Raw genomic sequence first — 1804 nt, 5'->3', positions numbered from 1 at the left:
GGATCTTCGCGGGTGAGGGGCCTGCACCAATGTTGGCGGCAGGGGCGGCTGGATTCTGGGCAACGGCGGGGCGGGCGGCCCGGGTGGAGCGGGCGCTATCGGTGGATTGGGCGCCGGCACGGGGCTGTTCGGCTTCGGCGGAGCCGGTGGCGCGGGCGGTGCGGGCGGTGGAGTTGGCAATGCCGGTGGCAACGGCGGATACCTGTTCGGCAATGGCGGCGGTGGCGGTAGCGGTGACGGCGGCGGCGGGACCGGCGGCAGGGCCTGGCTGTTCGGGGACGGCGGCGCCGGCGGTAACGGCGGTAACGGGGCCGGCGGTCGCGGCGGCGAGGCCGGATACCTCATCGGCAGCGGCGGCAGCGGCGGCAGTGGCGCCCTCGGGGGCGGCGCCGGCACCAACGGCGGTTACCTGTTCGGCAATGGCGGGTTCGGCGGAAACGGCGGCACCGGCGGGCCCGGCGGTGCCGGCGGCAACGCTGGATTCCTGGGCGGTTTTGGCGGCAACGGCGGCAGTGCCGACGCCGGCGGCGGCGCCGGTGGCAACGCCTGGTTGCTGGGCAACGGCGGGGCCGGGGGCAACGGCGGAACAACCGGACCTGGCGCTAACGGCGGTGTCGGAGGGTTCCTGGCCGGCAACGGCGGTGCGGGCGGCAGCAGCGCCGTCGGCGGCGGCCATGGCGGCAACGCCTGGCTGATCGGCTTCGGCGGCAGCGGCGGCAACGGCGGGCTCGGCGGTCCTGGCGGCAATGGCGGCAACGCCGGCCTGATCTACGGCGGCCCCGGCTTCGGCGGCACCGGCAACGGCGGCGGTCACGGCGGCAACGCCGGTTTGGTGGGCAACGGCGGTCACGGCGGCAACAGTGTGGGCAGCGGCGCCGGCGGCAACGGCGGTAAGGGCGGGCTGCTGGGCGGCATCGGTGGCTGGGGCGGCAGCGGCGAAGGCGGCGGTGGTCGCGGCGGCGACACCGGGTTGTTCGGCTTCGGCGGGGCCGGTGGCGACGGCGGGACCGGCGGGCCCGGCGGTCGTGGCGGCAACGGCGGCTTCGTGATCGGCAACGCCGGCAATGGCGGCAGCGCCGCCGCCGGCGGCGGGGCCGGCGGCGATGCCGGTTTGTTCGGCAACGGCGGTGCGGGTGGCAATGGCAGCGCCATCGGAACCGGCGGCAACGGCGGTACCGGCGGCTGGCTCGCCGGCCTGGGCGGCGCGGGCGGCCGCGGCAATGGCGGCGGCGCCGGCGGCCACACGTGGTTCATCGGCAACGGCGGCGCGGGTGGCACGGGCGAGGCCGGCGGGGCCGGCGGTCGTGGTGGCGACTCCGGGTTCTTCCTGGGCAGCGGCGGCAATGGCGGCAACGGTGCCGACGGTGGCGCCGGCGGCAACTCGGGCTTCCTGGGCATGGGTGGCGCCGGCGGCAACGGTGAGTTCGGCGGCAACGGTGGCCAAGGCGGCAATGCCGGGGTGATCGGCTTCGGCGGCGCCGGCGGCGCGGGCGGGTCCGGCGTCGAACCCGGCGACAACGGCGGTCACGGCGGGGCCGGCGGCAACGGCGGACTCATCTACGGCAACGGCGGCTTCGGCGGGGCCGGCGGCAACGGCGCAGCCGGATCCATGGGTGCCGACGCAACGGTGTCCGGCGGCGACGGCGAGGCAGGTGGGGCCGGCGGCGCCGGCGGCAACGGCGGTCGCGGCGGGGCCGCATCGCCGTGGTTCGGCACGGGCGGCTCCGGTGGGGCCGGCGGCTTGGGCGGGGCCGGTGGGGCCGGCGGGGCCGGCGCGCACGGTGAAGCCGGGGTGACCGACGTC

The 1804-nt window shown here is 78.1% G+C and carries 1 pseudogene; it reads left to right on the top strand.

The features are described from left to right. Positions 1-31 precede the first annotated feature (31 nt). Positions 32-1804 (top strand): annotated as a pseudogene (locus BST27_RS32895) (PE family protein); the annotation flags it as partial.

This window comes from Mycobacterium intermedium, assembly GCF_002086275.1.
Lineage (GTDB): Bacteria > Actinomycetota > Actinomycetes > Mycobacteriales > Mycobacteriaceae > Mycobacterium > Mycobacterium intermedium.
This window is presented reverse-complemented; position numbering and strand designations above follow the sequence as displayed.